General features: G+C 36.9%; 18 protein-coding genes and 1 pseudogene. 9 read left to right on the forward strand and 10 right to left on the reverse strand.

What is annotated here, in order from left to right; all coding sequences use genetic code 11:
• Positions 1-35: 35 nt before the first annotated feature.
• A complete protein-coding gene (locus tag WAZ07_RS00830; RefSeq protein WP_336470949.1) occupies positions 36-401 on the reverse strand; it encodes a hypothetical protein in 366 nt (121 codons plus the stop codon).
• A gap of 293 nt (positions 402-694) precedes the next feature.
• Here WAZ07_RS00830 and WAZ07_RS00835 point away from each other — a divergent pair, with 293 nt between their 5' ends.
• Positions 695-1126, forward strand: coding sequence for a VOC family protein (locus WAZ07_RS00835; RefSeq protein ID WP_336470950.1), 432 nt, complete (start codon positions 695-697; stop codon positions 1124-1126).
• 294 nt (positions 1127-1420) lie between these two features.
• Here WAZ07_RS00835 and WAZ07_RS00840 read toward each other — a convergent pair whose 3' ends face one another.
• Both WAZ07_RS00840 and WAZ07_RS00845 read right to left on the reverse strand, forming a co-directional pair.
• Complete coding sequence (locus WAZ07_RS00840; RefSeq protein ID WP_336470951.1) at positions 1421-2536, reverse strand: aminopeptidase; 1116 nt, start codon at positions 2534-2536, stop codon at positions 1421-1423.
• 414 nt (positions 2537-2950) lie between these two features.
• The gene (locus WAZ07_RS00845) at positions 2951-3967 is read right to left on the reverse strand and encodes a trypsin-like serine peptidase (protein ID WP_336470952.1); all 1017 of its coding nucleotides are present in this window, start codon (positions 3965-3967) and stop codon (positions 2951-2953) included.
• 361 nt (positions 3968-4328) lie between these two features.
• On the opposite strand from WAZ07_RS00845, the gene WAZ07_RS00850 reads away from it, so the two are divergent.
• From WAZ07_RS00850 to WAZ07_RS00870, 5 genes are all read left to right on the forward strand, one after another.
• Positions 4329-4877 (forward strand): DUF948 domain-containing protein, encoded by a 549-nt coding sequence (locus tag WAZ07_RS00850; protein WP_336470953.1) that lies wholly within the window; start codon positions 4329-4331, stop codon positions 4875-4877.
• A 1-nt stretch (position 4878) separates the two neighbouring features.
• The gene (ytxJ, locus tag WAZ07_RS00855) at positions 4879-5205 is read left to right on the forward strand and encodes a bacillithiol system redox-active protein YtxJ (RefSeq protein ID WP_336470954.1); all 327 of its coding nucleotides are present in this window, start codon (positions 4879-4881) and stop codon (positions 5203-5205) included.
• A 227-nt stretch (positions 5206-5432) separates the two neighbouring features.
• On the forward strand, positions 5433-6503 hold the full coding sequence (locus tag WAZ07_RS00860) for a bifunctional 3-deoxy-7-phosphoheptulonate synthase/chorismate mutase (RefSeq protein WP_336470955.1): 1071 nt from the start codon (positions 5433-5435) through the stop codon (positions 6501-6503).
• Positions 6504-6808: 305 nt separating this feature from the next.
• The gene (ccpA, locus tag WAZ07_RS00865; protein ID WP_336470956.1) at positions 6809-7807 is read left to right on the forward strand and encodes a catabolite control protein A; all 999 of its coding nucleotides are present in this window, start codon (positions 6809-6811) and stop codon (positions 7805-7807) included.
• Between the two features lie 136 nt (positions 7808-7943).
• Positions 7944-8216, forward strand: coding sequence for a DUF3917 domain-containing protein (locus tag WAZ07_RS00870; RefSeq protein WP_090918251.1), 273 nt, complete (start codon positions 7944-7946; stop codon positions 8214-8216).
• Positions 8217-8260: 44 nt separating this feature from the next.
• Here WAZ07_RS00870 and mscL read toward each other — a convergent pair whose 3' ends face one another.
• From mscL to WAZ07_RS00905, 7 genes and pseudogenes are all read right to left on the reverse strand, one after another.
• The gene (gene mscL / locus WAZ07_RS00875; protein ID WP_336470957.1) at positions 8261-8659 is read right to left on the reverse strand and encodes a large conductance mechanosensitive channel protein MscL; all 399 of its coding nucleotides are present in this window, start codon (positions 8657-8659) and stop codon (positions 8261-8263) included.
• A 316-nt stretch (positions 8660-8975) separates the two neighbouring features.
• Complete coding sequence (locus WAZ07_RS00880) at positions 8976-9725, reverse strand: C39 family peptidase (protein ID WP_336470958.1); 750 nt, start codon at positions 9723-9725, stop codon at positions 8976-8978.
• Between the two features lie 365 nt (positions 9726-10090).
• A pseudogene (locus WAZ07_RS00885) lies at positions 10091-10360 on the reverse strand (alpha/beta fold hydrolase); the annotation flags it as partial.
• Positions 10360-11217 carry an alpha/beta fold hydrolase gene (locus WAZ07_RS00890; protein ID WP_336470959.1) on the reverse strand — a complete coding sequence of 286 codons (858 nt, stop codon included), beginning with the start codon at positions 11215-11217 and terminating at the stop codon, positions 10360-10362. The pseudogene WAZ07_RS00885 and the gene WAZ07_RS00890, both read right to left, overlap by 1 nt.
• Positions 11218-11613: 396 nt before the next feature.
• Positions 11614-12780, reverse strand: coding sequence for an acetoin utilization protein AcuC (locus WAZ07_RS00895; RefSeq protein WP_336470960.1), 1167 nt, complete (start codon positions 12778-12780; stop codon positions 11614-11616).
• Complete coding sequence (locus tag WAZ07_RS00900; RefSeq protein ID WP_336470961.1) at positions 12777-13421, reverse strand: acetoin utilization AcuB family protein; 645 nt, start codon at positions 13419-13421, stop codon at positions 12777-12779. The genes WAZ07_RS00895 and WAZ07_RS00900 overlap by 4 nt, the downstream gene beginning before the upstream one ends.
• A gap of 15 nt (positions 13422-13436) precedes the next feature.
• Positions 13437-14069, reverse strand: a complete 633-nt coding sequence (locus WAZ07_RS00905; protein WP_090918239.1) for a GNAT family N-acetyltransferase — start codon at positions 14067-14069, stop codon at positions 13437-13439.
• A gap of 185 nt (positions 14070-14254) precedes the next feature.
• Here WAZ07_RS00905 and acsA point away from each other — a divergent pair, with 185 nt between their 5' ends.
• The 3 genes from acsA to WAZ07_RS00920 all read left to right on the forward strand — a co-directional run bounded on the left by acsA (position 14255) and on the right by WAZ07_RS00920 (position 17892).
• Positions 14255-15973 carry an acetate--CoA ligase gene (gene acsA, locus WAZ07_RS00910; RefSeq protein ID WP_336470962.1) on the forward strand — a complete coding sequence of 573 codons (1719 nt, stop codon included), beginning with the start codon at positions 14255-14257 and terminating at the stop codon, positions 15971-15973.
• Between the two features lie 229 nt (positions 15974-16202).
• Positions 16203-17336, forward strand: coding sequence for an RNA-guided endonuclease InsQ/TnpB family protein (locus WAZ07_RS00915; RefSeq protein ID WP_336470963.1), 1134 nt, complete (start codon positions 16203-16205; stop codon positions 17334-17336).
• A 172-nt stretch (positions 17337-17508) separates the two neighbouring features.
• Positions 17509-17892, forward strand: a complete 384-nt coding sequence (locus WAZ07_RS00920; RefSeq protein WP_336471401.1) for a LysE family translocator — start codon at positions 17509-17511, stop codon at positions 17890-17892.
• Positions 17893-17926 lie beyond the last annotated feature (34 nt).

Here is a 17926-nt window from a genome sequence, read left to right on the forward strand (position 1 = left end):
GAAAGCACCCGTTATACTCTATTTAGTTGGAAAAGTTATTTATTAGAAAAATTGTCAATCACTTGAATAGACAGTTTCAACGCTTTTATTCTTCTTTCTAAAAGCGTTCTTTGGGGACTACTAGCCTTTGACTTATCATAAATGGTCTCAATTGATGGAAGCAAACCAGTAAGAACATTGCGAGCTTCTGCTAAATCTTCCTGGGTGTAATGATGGGGTCTTTGATTCCAAACATTTTCTAGCATTGCTAAGCCGATGCAAACAGCTTTGAGTCGTTTCTTTACTAAGGTAGTATTTGCACCTTTCTGAGTCATCTGTGACAAGGCATTTTCGAGTTTACTAATTGTCGATTGTAAAGATTTTATTGATTCCAATTTATCTACATTTGATACGTTTTCCATATTAGTACTGTCCCTTCTTCGTTTCTGAATTATTTTGCTTGATACTTGATAAAATCGTTAAGAGCCCTTATTTCACTCGCAATATTTTAACATAAATAACTAACTCTCTTTGAGAGGGATTCTCAACAATATGGCCCAATTGTTGAACACAAGTTAACTAACACTCTTCAACTAACCTGCCTGTTAGTCCAATAAGAATTAAAGAAATTTATTATTTTTTAACCGACTTTATTGTAAATTAAACAACTTTTTGTCACTTAACAAGTGTTTCTATATATTATGGGGGGAATATCATGGTACTACAAAGAGTAAGCTTAATAACAATTGGTGCGTTTAACTTGCCGGTTCTTCGGGCATTTTACAAAAGTTTAGGGTGGGAAGAAACGGAAATAAGTTCAGATAATTACGCTGCTTTTAAAACGGCAGGTGTTATTCTTTCTATCTTTCCTATTGAGGAATTAGCAAAGGATGCTGGCGTTTCAATTACTCAAGATGTAGAAACGTTTCGCGGTGTCACTTTTGCGATTAACGTAGATCATCCTGAACAAGTTGATACAACAATTGAAGAGATTCGCAAAGTAGGCGGAAGAATTTTAAGAGAGCCAAGCGATGCGTTCTGGGGAGGGAGAACAGCATATTTTGCTGACCCTGAAAACAATCTTTGGGAGGTTGCTTGGAACCCGGATTCTGTATTTGATGAAAGAGGGGCTATGATTGCTTTCTAATTTATTTAGTACATCTACTATCGGGTGCGTTCAAGAAGAAATTAACAGAGTCTTATATATAAATCCAATTTGTTTTTTAACATATAGATTGGTGTTATGAAAAAAAGGAACCTGCACTTGTTTGCTCTTTTTGGTTTTCGCTGCGCATGTGGCAGAAATAGGCCCTGACCGATTCTATGCATGGCTAGATGCTCTCGCCCACCGAAAAAGAAAAGGGTTTTTTATATTAGTTTTTCAATTTGTATTTATATAATAAAAAGGTGAGCACAACAACCTGTGCTCACCTTTTGTTTTTTATTTTAAGTTCTCTGGATTTAACGCTTCTAATTCAGGTACAACGAAGCGGCCGTCTTTACGGATTAATACGTCGTCGAAGTAAATTTCTCCGCCGCCGTATTCAGGGCGTTGGATGCATACTAAATCCCAGTGGATGTTAGAGTTGTTGCCATTCCACGCATCGTCGTATGCTTGTCCAGGAGTGAAGTGGAAGCTACCGTCGATTTTCTCGTCGAATAGAATATCACCCATTGGATGTAAAATGTATGGATTTACGCCGATTGCGAATTCACCAACGTAGCGTGCCCCTTCGTCTGTGTCGAAAATTTTGTTAATGCGTTCTGTATCGTTTGCAGTTGCTTCAACAATTTTACCGTCTTTAAATGTAAGTTTTACATTTTCGAACATGTAACCGTTGTATGGAGATGGTGTGTTGTAAGAAACTGTACCGTTAACAGAATCGCGAACAGGTGCAGAGTATACTTCGCCATCAGGAATATTTAAATGACCAGCACACTTAACTGCCGGGATGTCTTTAATAGAGAATGTTAAGTCAGTGCCAGGTCCAACAAGACGTACTTTATCTGTTTTGTTCATTAACTCAACAAGATTATCCATCGCTTTATCCATTTTCGCGTAGTCTAAGTTACATACGTCAAAGTAGAAGTCTTCAAATCCTTCTGTGCTCATTTTTGCAAGCTGTGCCATAGAAGCGTTTGGATAACGAAGGACAACCCATCTTGTTTTTGGAACACGAATGTCTCTATGTACTTTTTTACCTACTGTGTTTCCATAAATTTTCATACGCTCACTCGGAACGTCAGCTTGTTCATTTACGTTATCACCAGAGCGAAGGCCGATATAAGCATCCATATCTTTCATTACGCTTGCTTCATACGCAGCGATTTGCTCGAAATGTTCTTCTGTTGCGCCCATCATTAAAGAGCGGTCTACTTGATGATCTTTTAATAGTACGAATGGATAGCCACCAGCTTCATATGCAGCTTTTACAAGTGCTGTTACTAGCTCTTTTTGTAAACCGAAGTTTTCAATTAATACTTTTTCGCCCTTTTGTAAACGAATAGAGTAATTAATTAAATTTTTTGCTAATGTTTCAATACGTGGGTCTTTCATATGTAAAGCCTCCCTTATATATGTATCCTTCCTTATTGTAACCTACTTATCTGAATTTGTTTAATAATTTATCAAAATATTGGCAAGAAAATTATAAATGTAAAATGTGAAAAGGATAAGTTGTAGATAAGGGTTATTTCCTGCCGTGAACTACATCTCCATTAAAATGGAGAGCTTCGGATTCCCAACAAAAGTCGGTACATCACGGGCGTGCTCAACACCACTACTGGTTGTCACAAGACTTTCAGATACTTGATAGGTAGTAAATACCTACCGCATCTGACCAAACTTTTATCTCCTCAATAAATTGAGGAGATGAAAGTTCGGGTTTCCTAAAACGAAAAAGAGTAACCAGTATGTATTTCTGGTTACTCTTTTTTTATACATGCTATTTATCAATAAATAGTTTATACTTTATTTCATTTGATCAAACATTGTTTTAACATCTTTAGAGTTAGGGGTTGCATATAAAGTTGGTGTGCCAGAAGTTGAACGCCGAGATGTCACTGCAAAAACATAACCAAGATCTTGATTAATTCTTTCTCTCAACCAAGGCCCTCCACTAGCTCCTCCATTCATACCACAACTCATGGCGGCATCGCTGCTAAACAATCCTCTACTAGTTGTAGGTCCGTCGCAATAATAAGCTATCTGTCCATCATATGGTTTTTCGGCGGGCCAACCAAAAATACGAACGTCTGGTTGCTTCGTACCATATCCAGTCGAAAGTCCGTTCCCTCCAATCGTATTTACTAAGTCTTTTCCATTCCTCGGGAAAACAGTAAAAAATGCTTGGTCGTAGCTAAAATTACTATCATTTATCCAGGAGTTGAATGTCCGAGCGTCTTTCCAGTTCCAAATACCATAAGGTGTTGAACCATTACGATATGCCGGAGCAAATGCAATATTTGAGTGCCATCCTTTCCCTTTCCCTCCATGGACACAATGGCCTGCTGTTATAACAAGATTTTTATAATTATTATTAATTGAAGAAGCAGAACAAACATAATCTTTTCCGCCATATGAAAAAAATACTTTTCCTGCTGTAGATGGAACAACTACATTTGCTTCGTTTATGTTATTGTTAGTTTCGGGTAGAACGGGATCAGAAATATTAGTAGGCTCTCCTATTAAAGAAGATTCAAATTGCTCTGGATTCGTTTCTTTTTTTCCATCATTTTTAATTTTGTCTGCTGGAATTGCATTTTTCATCTTTTCTTTTGTCCAATAGCCGGCAGGATCTTCTGTATTTTTTGGATCTTGAATAGTAGGTGGGATTGTTGGAGCAGTTTTAGATTGGGTAAGAGAATCGTTATTTCTTAAAGTAGTATTTTCATCATTAGATGTTGCAAATGCTAAATTAGTACTTAAACATAATGTGAAAATTATACTAAATATAGTTCCAAAAACCAAAAAATGTAGTCTTTTCATAAATGCCCCCTTGGATATATTTGGTAATTGCAGCCACAATCATATCATATTTCAATTCGTTATTCACTATGAAAACAAATTGAAACATTCGCATAAAATTTTTTGTTTGTATGTAGTCCCTTTCATGACCACATATAAAGAAAAAACGAGTGAAGACCACTTTTTGTTTTACATAGCAGTGACTTATAGGTTCAAAAATTAAAATGGATTCATCTTGCATTCCCATTTCAAGATATTTAGGAAACAAAGAAAATATGTGGGGGACTGGCATGTACTTAATTGGGCGGAAGGTTCACTTTATTTCAATAAAAGGTAAAATTCATAGCCAAATATGGAACAATTAGAATGAAACAGAAAATGATTGTATAATAGAAAAAAGAATAAAAAATATAAAGGAGTGGTTCGTATGCAAATTCTTTTATACGTCGGTGTAGCCATTATCGCAATTGCGTTTGCCGTATTAGTTGTATATGTATGTAGAACATTAGTATCTGTTCAAAAAACGTTAGAAAATGTCGCAAGTACGATGGAAGGCCTGGAAAAACAAATGCAGGGCATTACAGTGGAAACAGAGCAACTTCTTCATAAAACAAATGCATTAGCAGATGATATTCAAAAGAAATCACAGTCGCTAAATAAAGTGATGGAAGGTGTAGAGGGAATCGGAACAACGATTCATTCTCTAAATACACGATTACGCGGCGTTTCTGATTCTGTTGCACATCAAGTAGAAAATAATGCTGATAAAGTAGCGCAAGTAGTACAATGGAGTAATGCGGTCATTGATGTGTACAATCGCTTCCGGACAAAAAAGAAAGAAGATGAAGTAGAGAAGTTTGAAAGAACAGAGAAAAAGCCGAAAAAAGAAAAGAAATTGCCACGGCTTCCGATTCGAATGAGAGGTGAATAATATGAATATGACAAAGATTGAAACAATGGAACAATTCGAAGGAATAACAGCAAGTAAAGAGCCATATATCTTGTTTAAACATAGTACAACATGTCCAATTAGCCACGGTGCTTTCACAGCGTTTCAAGAATATCGCAGTGAAGAGCAAGCTGTGCCAGCATATTATTTATATGTACAGGATGCACGTCCTGTTTCCAATAAGATTGCTGAGCACTTTGGAATTAGACATGAATCGCCGCAAGTATTATACATAAAAGATGGTAAAGTTTTCTGGCATGCATCACATTGGAACATTACAAAGCAAGCATTAAAAGAAAATATGAAATAAGGAAAAGCAAGCAAACACGCTTGCTTTTCTTTATTTTCTGAAAATAATATTGACGGGCTATATATTTTACGATTAAATGAAGGGGAAATAACGATTCCATATGCATTCTCGTGCGATGTGTATGAAGTGACATCTGCATATGTATCATATATAATAAATTATCTTATGAATGATATTTATATTTACTTATTAGTATACATATAAAACTTGAAAGAGGTGGCTTTATTATGGCATCACAGGAGTTAGATCGATTACGTTCTCAAATTGACGAAACGAACTTACAAATTTTAAAGTTATTAAATGAACGCGGTCGGCTTGTACAAGAAGTCGGCAAGTTAAAAGAAGTACAAGGTGTGAAACGTTTTGATCCAGTACGTGAACGCAAAATGCTCGATTTAATTGCGGAAAATAATGATGGGCCATTTGAAACATCAACGCTTCAACATTTATTTAAACAAATTTTTAAAACAGGGTTAGAGTTGCAAGAAGATGATCATCGTAAGGCCCTTCTTGTATCCCGTAAGAAAAAGTCAGATGATACGATTGTTAACATTAAAGGTGAAAAAATTGGTGATGGCAATGCGCATTTTATTATGGGACCATGTGCAGTTGAAAGCTATGAACAAGTTCGCCAAGTAGCTGAGGTAATGAAAGAACAAGGCTTAAAACTTATGCGCGGCGGAGCATTTAAACCACGTACATCACCATATGATTTCCAAGGTCTTGGTATTGAAGGGTTGAAAATTTTACGCCAAGTAGCAGATGAGTATGATTTAGCTGTTATTAGTGAAATTCTAAATCCAAATGATATTGAAATGGCGCTTGATTACGTAGATGTCATTCAAATTGGTGCACGTAATATGCAAAACTTCGAGCTGTTAAAAGCAGCTGGTTCTGTGAATAAGCCGGTATTATTAAAACGAGGATTATCCGCAACAATTGAAGAATTTATGTATGCGGCAGAATATATTATTGCACAAGGAAATGGCGATATTATTTTATGTGAGCGCGGTATTCGTACGTATGAGAAAGCAACGCGAAATACGTTAGATATTTCTGCTGTACCAATTTTAAAGAAAGAAACGCACTTGCCAGTTGTTGTTGATGTAACACATTCAACAGGGCGCCGTGATTTATTATTGCCAACTGCAAAAGCGGCAATGGCAATCGGTGCAGATGCAATTATGGCAGAAGTACATCCTGATCCAGCTGTAGCACTTTCTGATTCGGCGCAGCAAATGGATATTCCAGAGTTCAATGCATTTATGAATGAATTAAAAGCATTTCGTATGAGATAGTAAGCGGATAGCTTACTATCCACAAATAGTGGGATAATGGCTTCGAAAATCTATGTAGCTGTGTGCTGCATAGATTTTTTTCTGGAAAATGGGTATTTTTATATTAAAAATATGAAAATATAAGAAAAGGAACGAATTTTTTCGAAACTTTTTCGGGAAAATATTGTCTCAATCCTTATTTGTATCGTATCATTAGTGAAAGGGCTCGGAAGTGACATCTTTAAGTAGAGTGGATGTCTTTTTTTTCATTCAAGTTAACTGATACATATTATATAGATGAATTTTATAAAGGAGTGTGTGAAAAGATGAACGTAACAATATATGATGTAGCGCGTGAAGCAAATGTCTCAATGGCAACAGTATCACGTGTTGTGAACGGTAATCCAAATGTAAAACCAACAACAAGAAAGAAGGTATTAGAGGCGATTGAGCGCCTTGGTTATCGTCCAAATGCAGTAGCACGCGGATTAGCAAGTAAGAAAACAACAACAGTTGGAGTTATTATTCCAGATATCTCTAACACGTTTTATTCAGAACTTGCACGTGGTATTGAAGATATCGCAACAATGTACAAATATAACATTATTTTAAGTAACTCTGACCAAAATAAAGAGAAAGAATTCCATTTATTAAATACAATGCTTGGGAAACAAGTAGATGGTATCGTATTTATGGGAGAAGATATTACAGAGACTCACGTAGAAGAATTTAAAAAATCTCCTGTTCCAATCGTACTTGCGGCATCGTTTGATGAGCAAAATATTACACCATCTGTAAATATCGATTACACACAAGCAGCGTATGATGCAATGAAGCATTTCTTAGAGAAAGGTCATACAAGAATTGGTTTCGTATCTGGCCCTTACGTTGATAAAGCAGGCAGTGCGAAAAAATTACAAGGTTACAAACGAGCATTAGAAGAAGCAGGTATTGCTTACGATGAAGAGCTTGTTGTGGATGGTGACTACACGTACGATTCTGGTATGGAAGCATTAGACAAACTATGGGAACTTGCTGAAAAACCAACAGCTGTATTCGTATCTTCTGATGAAATGGCACTAGGCGTAATTCATGCAGCACAAGATAAAGGTTTAAACGTACCAAATGATTTAGAAGTACTTGGTTTTGACAATACACGCCTTGCCATTATGGTACGCCCGCAGCTTTCAACAGTTGTACAACCAATGTATGACATCGGAGCGGTTGCAATGCGTTTATTAACAAAATATATGAACAAAGAAACGGTGGAAGATCATACAGTTATTTTACCGCACCGCATTCAGTTTAGAAATTCAACGAAGTAATAAGAAGAAAACTCGTGGGAATATAACCGCGAGTTTTTTATTTTGAAACGAGTATAGTTGCTTTGAAATGGAAGCTTCGCTTTAACATTATTTCTAATGTATAATGATACTAAAGGCTATGTGAGGGGGAGATGAAATGATCATTCTTTGGGGAATTACACTTTGCGCGACGGCTCTATTTGCTTATATGACATTAAAACAGAGTGGTATAAGACGATTTATTCCTGGCAGTACTTTGGCAGGAATAGCCCTAATCACATATGTTGCTTCCATTTTTTTAGAAAGCGCTGGAGAACAAGTACATGAGAAGTTTATATTTTTTTCTACTACATTATTTGTAGGCGCTATCATTATTTTACTTGTTGCAGGAATTATTTTGTTTATTCATACAAACTCAGAAACGTTATAGAAAAGAGAGCAGGCATACAGTACCTGCTCTCTTTATCTATTTGATTATGCATTATCTATTGATGCGTTTTGTTGTTTTAATAAATCGCGAATTTCTGTAAGAAGTACTTCTTCTTTTGTTGGTGCTGGTACTTCTTCTTTCCTTTCTGCTTCTTTTTTGAATGTTAGCTTATTAAATAACTTAATAAATAAGAAGATAGAGAACGCGATGATGAAGAAGTCAACAATAGTTTGAATGAATGCACCGTATTTTAATGTAGCTTTACCTACTGGATAAGCAAGATCTGTCAAATCAATACCACCTAGTAAAATTCCGATCAATGGCATAATAACATCATTTACTAATGAAGAAACAATTTTACCAAATGCGCCGCCAATTACAACCCCGACGGCTAAATCCATAACGTTCCCTTTTAAAGCGAATTTTTTAAACTCGTTCCACATTTATAATTCCACCCTTTCCACGACTCACTATGAATTTTATTATTCCTATCAACACATTCTATATAAAGTTAAGATAGAAATAAAGAGTAGAGGAGAATAAAAATAAATTCAGAAAACTGAACACGTTTTCCTTTTTTTGTTGCAAATTTCTAGTAAGGTATGAAGCAATTGATAATAAGTCTATCCAAGTTATTTTAGATAAAGATCCAAAAATAGAGCTATTTGCCGGACGCAAAGTAGAGCTACAAGCTGCAGACGGAAGCAAAATAATGAGAAAAAGGGTGTGCTTTTAAAGAGCACATCCTTTTTGTATTTGTTAACGATACGACAAAGCTTGTTTTCCTAACGCATCCCAAGCTTGAATAAATGTTTCTTTGTTTACTTTCAGTGCTTTTTTCTCAGTTAAAGGATCATTAATATAAATATAACCGTTCTCAAAACCTACGAGCACAACGGCGTGTAAATCTAGAGGAGCTGTAATTTTTTCGTTTCCGTGTTGCCAAGATGCCCATCTGTCAGGAATTTTGTAATCTCCTGTCGTCCAAACCACTACAGGTTTATTCATTTTGACTTGAGCTAGTACATCATCAAAAGATTTTCCAGTTAAATTTATTGTGCGATTTGGAAGATAACGCTCCATTAATTGTTGCAGTGGTTCAACGTAGACGGCATATCCCATCTTTTCTCCTGTTATATCTCCAACGAAACCTTCTTTAGGATTTCCCCATTGAAGAATGTCTCCGTTTTTACTCACAGACGGAGGATCATTGTCTTTTTTGATATTGTTGGCTAATTCCATTTTATCGACTTTTACGCCAGCGTGCTGCAGTACCATTGCTAAGCTCGTCACTTCACAGCCGAATTTCAGCTCGGGTTTTTGAGGTATGAGCGGTACATCTAAAATAACTTTTTCTTGTTTTGGAGGAGCTGTAGGAGCAGGAGGTTGCGATGTTTCATTGTGGGATGGTGAATATTTCACATTTTTTGTTAATTCGGCTTCTTCCTGTTTGGACGAATGGCCTGTTATAACTGTGAATAGGATATACAAAATTAAAAATTTTTTCATAGCATCCACCTTTGTTATATAGTGCCATACATGTTGTAATGGTAGCGTTTGTATAATTAGATTCTTTCATTTCTTATGAAAATATTCAAAAGATCACGGATTCGGTTTAATCAGAAGGAATACAATTTTTTCTTCTTTTCATATTAATGTTTTTAAGGAAAAAACGATTTCTTATTTTTCAAAAGGGATTGATTCGCTTATATGGAGTGTTAAGAGGATACACATATAATATATAAACACAAATAAAAACGATATAGATTCATTCTTTTGAGAGAAGCGAGAGCGGGCCTCTTTTTTCTACATAGCAGTAATCTATATGTTGAAAAATAAAAATGCTCCCATATAGAAAAAGGAGGCTACAAATTTAGTTTTTCAAGGTCATCGACTAGAATAGGGATCGAGTAATCTTCTTCATTTTCGGGGGCATCAGAACGTCCGCACCCGCGTTGTTCATAGTAAATGACAGTCGTAAATTCCTCTAGTTTTGGACCAATTGTTCGTTCAAATGTATAATGATTTCCGTCTGGCCCACCGTGAACAACGACAATTGGTATTGTCTTATGTTCTGCACCGGCAATTTTACACCAATGTCGTATGTGATTCACTGTTATGTAAGTAATTCCATTTTGAAGCATTATAAATGTTCACTACCTTCCTTCAAGGAATGATAGAATGCTGTAATCACCGATGAAAATTTCTCTTCCTCTTCTAAAAATGGATAATGATTGCTGTGTTCGAAAGGAATGAATGAAGAGTCTCGTATGCCTTTATGAATTTGCAAGGAAGATGCAATTGGACATTGTACGTCATGTTGTCCACAAAGTATTAACGTTTTTGTTGTTACATTAGCAAGTTGTTCGCTTACATCAAAGCTGCGAAATTCTTTTGCAAAATAGTTCATACGGCTTGCGGCCATCGTTTTATAGATTGCTTTTGAGAAGTATGTTTCATATTGTTCTGGCTTGTATAAGGATAACTTTGTACGCTCAGTTGATAAAGTAGTTCTTTCTTTTTTCGTAAGATGTGGTAATTTCAAATCCTCGATGAGCTGCTGCATATATGCAAACTGCGGATGTTCTGGATGATAAATACAGTCTTTCATTTTGGAGTAATCACTAGCAGCAGCGCCAACGACTACTAACGATTGTAAGGACTGTGGATAATTTATAGCATATAAAAGTCCAAGCATACCGCCAGTAGAATGCCCTGCAAAATGCCATGATGAAATGCGCAGCGCTTCTCGAATGGCTTCTAAATCTTGAATCGTTTCTTCCATACTTAACTCGTCTTCTTGAGAAGCAGTTACTGAATTTCCTGCATCTTTTAAATTAATTAATATAACTTTATGTAAGGATGTAAAGCTGTCAGCAAAATAGTCGCCCGTTTCATTGAATTGGGAGTAAAGGTGTGTAATACAGAGCGGCTCTCCGTGTCCTTTTGTAAATAGTTCAAAAGTTCCTCGGTCTGTATGGATAAGTTGTTGTTTCCACATAAGTGTATCTCCTTTTTATATAAATCTATTTTAAATTTTCAATATATATCTCCATTTTAATTTTTCGACATATAAGTCGCTGCTATGCAGAATACAACATGACTGCTACTTGCTTTCTTCTTTTGTTTTAAACCTTGCATGTGGCAGAAAAAGGCCCTGACCGCTTCTATGCATGGCCAGATGCTCTCGCCCACCTAAAAAGAAAGACGGTTTTAATGTCGATTTTTTAATTTGTATTTATATAGGTCGCAACTATGCAGACAAAACATGCCCGCTATTTGCTCTCTCTCTTTGTGTAAAACTTCGCATGTGGCAGAAAAAAGACCTGACCGCTACTATACGCGGCCAGATGCTCTCGTCTCCCCTTAAAAAGAAAAGGGTTTTTATATCGTTTTTTTAATATAACACCTTTTTCATATTATTCCGAATTATCTCAAGGCACTTTGCTACAGTTAATTCGTTTTTCTCTTCAATTTCTTGTTTGCGTGGAATCGGTTTATACATGTTGTCTGGGTCTTCCCAGGTGAGCGGGAGGTCTGTCTTAGCTTGTCCTTTCCAAGCTTCAATCCATTCTGGTGGGAGATGTCCTGAGATGTTTTGGATGTTGTTCATTTCGAGCCAAATGAGCGCCCAAGCTCTTGGAACGACGCGCCATATATCGTAACCGCCGCCGCCGACTGCAATCCAGCGGCCATTGCAGTATTCGTGAGCAATTTCATGAGCAATCTTTGGAATTTCACGGTAAACTTGTATTGTTGAACAAAGATGTGTAAGAGGATCGTAATAATGAGCATCAGCTCCGTTTTGCGTTAAAATAATATCAGGTTTGAAATAGTCAGCGACTTCTCGAATAACAGTGCGATATGCATGAATAAATGAGTCATCTTCTGTAAAAGCATCAAGAGGAACGTTGAAAGAATAGCTATAGCCATTCCCTTGACCACGCTCATTTACAGCTCCTGTTCCTGGAAATAAGTAACGCCCTGTTTCATGCAATGAAATTGTGCATACGTTAGGATCGTCATAAAAGGACCACTGCACACCATCACCGTGATGAGCGTCTGTATCGATGTATAAAACACGAAGACCATATTTTTGTTGTATATATTTAATGGCAATCGAGCTGTCATTATAAATACAAAACCCAGATGCTTTTCCGCGAAAGCCATGATGTAATCCACCGCCGAGATTTAGAGCATGCTCTGCCTTTCCCTCAAGAATTGCATCGACCGCAGTTAAGGTGCCGCCAACAAGAAGGGCGCTCGCTTCATGCATGTTTTGAAACATGGGTGTATCTTCTGTTCCAAGACCATAGGACATTGCAAGTGATTGTTCTATTGTTCCTTCTCCAGCACGTTTTACCGCATTTATGTACTCTTCTGTATGAATTAAAGCAATTTCTTCATCTGTTGCCATTCGTGGAGGAATGATCTGTGAAGGATGTATGAATCCACCTTTTTGCAGTAAATCATACGTTAGCTTTACCCGAAGCTGATTAAAAGGGTGATCAGGACTAAAGGAATAGCCCTGATAATTTTCTGAGTAAATGAATACATTTTTCATGTTCCCATCCCCGCAATATTTGGCCATAAAACATGGTAGCCTTTTTGTTCTAGCTCTTCAATTGCTTTAAGAGGATTCATTGTTTGAATGCGGAATACAAGAACTTTGTCGCGCTCTTCTTTTGCTGGATAGACGAGAACGCTCACTATGTTAATTTTCAGTTCACTGAAAACAGCAACGACCTTTCCGAGAATACCAGGTTCATTGTTTACTTGAATTTCAATTTGTGAACTTGGTTGATGAGCACCTGTTAATTTGACGAGTGTATGTAATACTGTTGATTCCGAAATAATGCCGACAAGTTTACCGCTCTTTGTAACAGGAAGACAGCCAATTTTATTTTCAAAAAATAACGTGGCAATTTCTTCAACAAAATCAAGAGGATGACATGTCATAACAGGATGCTTCATAATACGTTCAATCGGCTCTTTAAGAGAATCCTTTAAAACGTGTTCATCAAGAATGGACGGACTCGCATCGCGAACGTCACGGTCGGAAATAATGCCGACAACTTCATATTTTTCATTTACAACTGGAATGTGCCGAATACTATGTGCTGCTAATGTTCTCAAGGCTGTTTCAATCGTGTCAGTTGGGCGCAGCGTTGTTACATTTTGATTCATGATTTCTTCAACGATCATGATGTAATCCCCCTTTTAGTACATGAAACGATTTTTGAAGCGTAAGCGGTCAAATTGTTGAATGGATGCTGTATCAACGCGTTTTCCAATGCGAACCATTAAGCAGTTTGCTGGATGTGAACAAATTTCAGGATCATCTGTTGCCATCCATTCCAGTCCACCAGCATTCATCATCTTCTCCATTACTTTTCGATATTCCCAGACATTGAGTCCAGTTTGTTTTAAATCCCAGTGCCAATAATATTCAGTTGTTAAAATAATATAGTCTTCCATATGGTCATCCATCATAGAAACTTCTAATAAGTTCTTTCCAACAGCGCAGCCGCGAAAATCAGGAGCAACTTCAATTGCACCAAGCTCAATTAAATTTTTCATTTTTCCTTCAGACCATCGTTCAAGAGGGTCAGGGTATAAATATGTTACATAGCCAACAATTGTATGTTCATGACGAGCAATAATAATTCGAGCTTCTGGTAACTTAGAAATCTCGACAATTGCTTTATACTGCTGAGCCGCAGGTCGAAAGGCAATTAAATCAGGATGAAATTCATATGTTTCTAAATTATGTGTCTGGACAGGACCTTCAATAATTAAAGTTCCTTTTGGTGTTTTTAAATTTCTTGCATTGTAAACTTTGCTATGAATCAATTTTAGGCTCACCACCTTCAGGGCTTTGTGAATCTACTATCTATTTTCATACTACTGTACTCAGTATGCGATGTGAATCGAAATTTGTCAGTAAAAAAATGTCTAAAATTCTTAAAAAATACTGAAAATTATAAAATATATATTTATAATACACTTATACGGTACATAGAAGGGGGATGTAAAGAATGAAAGTAGAAACACTTCCAGTTATTCAAGGGGAAAACAATTTGTTAAATTATGATGAAGCATATCAAAACTTTAATTGGGAAGAAGTTAATCAAAATTTTTCTTGGCATGAAACTGGGCGAGTAAACATGGCTTATGAGGCCATTGATCGACATGCCAAATCCCACCGAAAAAATAAAGTAGCATTGTATTATCAAGATGGTGTGAGAAAAGAGAAATATACATTTAAAGAAATGAAGGAATTGTCGAATAAAGCAGGAAATGTTTTAAAAAATTATGGGGATGTTGAAAAAGGCGACCGTGTCTTTATTTTTATGCCTCGTTCGCCGGAATTGTATTTTACTTTACTTGGTGCAACAAAGCTTGGAGCAATCGTTGGTCCATTATTTGAAGCTTTTATGGAAGCGGCTGTATGTGACCGCCTGGTGGATAGTGAAGCAAAGGTGCTTGTAACAACACCGGAATTGTTAGAACGTATACCATTTAATGATTTACCAGCGTTAAAAACGGTATTCGTTGTTGGAGAAGGTGTAGAAGAAGGCGGTAAAATTGTAGCATTTAATCCACTTTTTGAACAAGCTTCTGATAAGTTAAAAATTGAATGGCTTGGAAGAGAAGATGGGCTCATTTTACATTATACATCTGGCTCAACAGGGAAACCAAAAGGTGTGCTGCATGTTCAAAATGCAATGGTGCAGCATTATCAAACAGCAAAATGGGTGCTGGATTTAAAAGAAGATGATGTGTATTGGTGCACGGCCGATCCAGGCTGGGTAACTGGAACATCATACGGTATTTTTGCGCCATGGCTAGTCGGAGCTTCCAATGTAGTTTTAGGTGGACGCTTTAGTCCGGATGCTTGGTATGAAACGCTTCAAGATTACGGTGTAACAGTTTGGTATAGCGCTCCGACGGCATTTCGCATGTTAATGGGTGCTGGTGACGATACGCTGAAGAAGTATGATTTATCAGATCTTCGTCATATCTTAAGTGTTGGGGAACCGTTAAACCCAGAAGTAATTCGCTGGGCGATGAAAGTGTTCCATCTTCGCATTCATGATACGTGGTGGATGACTGAAACAGGAGGACAAGTTATTTGTAACTATCCATGCATGGAAATTCGCCCGGGTTCTATGGGAAAACCAATTCCAGGCGTAAAGGCAGCAATTGTTGATAATGAAGGAAACGAATTGCCGCCATACACAATGGGGAACTTAGCGATTGGAAAAGGCTGGCCATCGATGATGCGTGCTGTTTGGAATAACCCGCAAAAATATGAGTCTTATTTTATGCCAGGAGACTGGTATGTGTCAGGTGACTCTGCGTATATGGATGAAGATGGCTACTTCTGGTTCCAAGGGCGTATTGATGATGTTATTATGACGTCAGGTGAGCGCGTTGGTCCATTTGAAGTAGAAAGTAAATTAATCGAGCATCCTGCTGTAGCTGAAGCTGGTGTAATTGGTATTCCGGATCCAGTTCGCGGAGAAATTATTAAAGCGTTTATCGCACTGCGCGCAGGTTACGAACCATCTGAAGAATTAAAAGAAGAAATTCGCCAATTTGTGAAAAAAGGTCTTGCAGCTCATGCGGCACCGAGACAAATTGAATTCCGAGATAAATTACCGAAAACGAGAAGCGGTAAAATTATGCGCCGTGTATTAAAGGCATGGGAGTTAAACTTACCAACAGGTGACTTGTCTACGATGGAAGATTAAACAAGAAAGGTCTGAACTACACCTGGTTCAGACCTTTCTTGTTTAGAGTATAGTAAAATTGTGTTCAAATTGTTCAGCGTTACATATAACTTTAAAATGCAGCAGAGTATGCAATTTCTCTTTCCTTTTTATGTAACATCATGTATGTTAGTACTAGAGACAAAACAGAACATACATTCCGTTTTGTGTGTGGGGATCTGAAACCCTACAACAAAAAAAGAGGTAGGTGATGACAATGTTGCTCAGCCAAAAATATGAAATTTTTCCAACTCAAGAACAAAAAGAAATGTTAGAACGTTGGTTACAATATTGTCGTCAAACTTACAACTCTGCTCTTTTAGATAAACAAAGAAAATATAAAGAAAATAAACAATCGTATACACGCTCTGACATGCAAAAGCAACAAGCAATTGATAAGAAGAGGTATCCTTTTCTAAAAGAAGTGCCATCACAGCCCTTACAGGAAGTATTTTTACGACTGAAAAAGGCATATGATGGCTTTTTTCGTGGGGATGCCAACTATCCAAAAATGAAAAAATATAAAGAATATAACAGTCTTACTTTTACTCAATTTGGATGCAAACCGAATGGAAAACACCGCTATGCGATGTCATTTGCGGATAACGGAAAATTATATAACAAACGATTAGGAGAAATTGATATCCTTCTTCATCGCTCGATAGAAGGAACCATCAAACAATTCATTATCAAACGTCAATCTAAGAGATGGTACGCTATTTTTAGTGTCGAAAGACAAGCTGTACCTTCCTCTTTTGTTATGGAGCACGCAATTGGTATAGATGTAGGACTAAACAAATATGCTGTTCTTTCCAATGAAATGTCAGTTGAAAATCCCAGATTTCTTCGTCAAAAAGAAAAGCAATTGAAGAAAGCACAACGTAATCTTTCAAAGAAAAAGAAAGGTTCTGCGAATTATAATCAACAAGTGGAACGGATTCGGAACCTTCATGAAAAGGTGGCGAATCAAAGAAAAGATTTTTTACACAAATTAAGTTATTATCTTACACAAATGTATTCGGTGATTTGTATGGGAAATCTCGATATCCGAAACATGGTCAGAAATCGAAAGGTGTCGAAGTCGATTTCTGATGTGGGCTGGGGTGCTTTTCGCAACATGCTTTCGTATAAGTGCGAGAAAGTTGGAGGCCTACTAGTAAAAGTAGATCCAGCATATACATCACAAGATTGTTCAGGCTGTGGGAATCGTGTGAAAAAATCACTTTCTATTCGGACACATATTTGTGCAAAGTGTGGAACGGTATTAGACAGGGATCATAATGCAAGTCTAAACATTTTGCGAAAGGGGTTAGAACAATTATGTGTGAGAGCGGCTGAAGACTGAAACTGTAGGGCAAGGTTGTGTCCAAACAGTATAAACGACGCCTGCGGAGAGTATGTAAGACTGCTTGGAAAACCCAAACAGCATCGCTCTATGAAACAGGAAGCCCCTTCTTCAAACAGCTCGTAAAAGAGTTAAGGAGGGGTCATTCACGTATATTGGTGCTATTTATCTTATTTATTTAGGATGCGTATCATTATGGTCTTTACGGAAGAAAGGAAAACAAACAGAGGATATTACAGTTAAAAATAAGTATCAAGGTGCTTCTTGCTTCCGACAAGGTTTTCTTACCAATTTGTTAAATCCCAAAGTAGCTATTTTCTTTCTAACGTTTTTACCGCAATTTATACAGCATGATGGAAATACGTTTTTTCAACTTTTTATTATGGGAATGACATATACAGTTTTAACCTTTCTATGGTTTATACTCTATACTTATTTAATCAATGCAATTCGTACATGGATGAAAAAGCCGTCTACAGAGCGGGCTATTCAAGGGATAAGTGGTTTTGTACTTTTGGCATTTGGGATTAAATTAGCGCTGGAAAAACGACCATAGTCACTTTTATAAGTAAAGCTGCCGTTAGTGGGGA

Source organism: Bacillus bruguierae, assembly GCF_037104725.1.
In the GTDB taxonomy this organism is placed as follows: domain Bacteria; phylum Bacillota; class Bacilli; order Bacillales; family Bacillaceae_G; genus Bacillus_A; species Bacillus_A bruguierae.

Excerpts from the sequence above, each read along its gene's own strand:
- WAZ07_RS00830 (WP_336470949.1), bottom strand. The coding sequence starts at position 401 with ATGGAAAACGTATCAAATGTAGATAAATTGGAATCAATAAAATCTTTA.
- WAZ07_RS00835 (WP_336470950.1), top strand. The coding sequence starts at position 695 with ATGGTACTACAAAGAGTAAGCTTAATAACAATTGGTGCGTTTAACTTG.
- WAZ07_RS00840 (WP_336470951.1), bottom strand. The coding sequence starts at position 2,536 with ATGAAAGACCCACGTATTGAAACATTAGCAAAAAATTTAATTAATTAC.
- WAZ07_RS00845 (WP_336470952.1), bottom strand. The coding sequence starts at position 3,967 with ATGAAAAGACTACATTTTTTGGTTTTTGGAACTATATTTAGTATAATT.
- ytxJ (WP_336470954.1), top strand. The coding sequence starts at position 4,879 with ATGAATATGACAAAGATTGAAACAATGGAACAATTCGAAGGAATAACA.
- WAZ07_RS00860 (WP_336470955.1), top strand. The coding sequence starts at position 5,433 with ATGGCATCACAGGAGTTAGATCGATTACGTTCTCAAATTGACGAAACG.
- ccpA (WP_336470956.1), top strand. The coding sequence starts at position 6,809 with ATGAACGTAACAATATATGATGTAGCGCGTGAAGCAAATGTCTCAATG.
- WAZ07_RS00870 (WP_090918251.1), top strand. The coding sequence starts at position 7,944 with ATGATCATTCTTTGGGGAATTACACTTTGCGCGACGGCTCTATTTGCT.
- mscL (WP_336470957.1), bottom strand. The coding sequence starts at position 8,659 with ATGTGGAACGAGTTTAAAAAATTCGCTTTAAAAGGGAACGTTATGGAT.
- WAZ07_RS00880 (WP_336470958.1), bottom strand. The coding sequence starts at position 9,725 with ATGAAAAAATTTTTAATTTTGTATATCCTATTCACAGTTATAACAGGC.
- WAZ07_RS00890 (WP_336470959.1), bottom strand. The coding sequence starts at position 11,217 with ATGTGGAAACAACAACTTATCCATACAGACCGAGGAACTTTTGAACTA.
- WAZ07_RS00895 (WP_336470960.1), bottom strand. The coding sequence starts at position 12,780 with ATGAAAAATGTATTCATTTACTCAGAAAATTATCAGGGCTATTCCTTT.
- WAZ07_RS00900 (WP_336470961.1), bottom strand. The coding sequence starts at position 13,421 with ATGATCGTTGAAGAAATCATGAATCAAAATGTAACAACGCTGCGCCCA.
- acsA (WP_336470962.1), top strand. The coding sequence starts at position 14,255 with ATGAAAGTAGAAACACTTCCAGTTATTCAAGGGGAAAACAATTTGTTA.
- WAZ07_RS00915 (WP_336470963.1), top strand. The coding sequence starts at position 16,203 with ATGACAATGTTGCTCAGCCAAAAATATGAAATTTTTCCAACTCAAGAA.